Source organism: Brachybacterium sp. AOP25-B2-12 (assembly GCF_052378625.1).
Lineage (GTDB): Bacteria > Actinomycetota > Actinomycetes > Actinomycetales > Dermabacteraceae > Brachybacterium.
On record NZ_JBQSXW010000089.1, the window covers coordinates 1 to 445 of the forward strand.

General features: G+C 60.2%; 1 protein-coding gene. It reads right to left on the reverse strand.

All coding sequences use genetic code 11. The annotated features are described in order from the left end of the window. The coding region (locus ACT3TZ_RS15280; protein WP_444584262.1) for an AraC family transcriptional regulator at nucleotides 1–307 on the reverse strand (307 nt) is incomplete at its 3' end. Between the last annotated feature and the right edge of the window lie 138 nt (nucleotides 308–445).

Here is a 445-nt window from a genome sequence, read left to right on the forward strand (position 1 = left end):
CGGGTGCTTTGCCGCGCAGGCGAAGGCGGAGATAGTCCCCGCCGGGAACGATGGTTTCGTTGAGCTCGAACGGGTTGTCGCGGTCACGGTCGAGCCGAGCGGATGACATTCGGTAGATGTTGGATGCTGGGTAGACGAGGCCCATCATGCGACGGCCACGGAGAGAGTCGAAGGCATGCTCAAATTCGGGCCATGCCGACTGGATCGCCTCGAGCTCGAGGGGAACGTCACGACTCAGCGATGGCAGGGCCTCACGAGTTACGAAGTCGATAAGGCCAAGCTCGTGTCGCGTTGGGAGTTTCCGCATCCCCAAGGTGTACACGAAATTTGGTCATTTTCTCCAGCCTCATGCGCTCACTCGTACTTCACGGCTGGCCGGATGTGATCTTGGGGTATACCGCAAAGTGACATAGCGATGGGGCTCCGCCGCGGTCCATGATCGCCC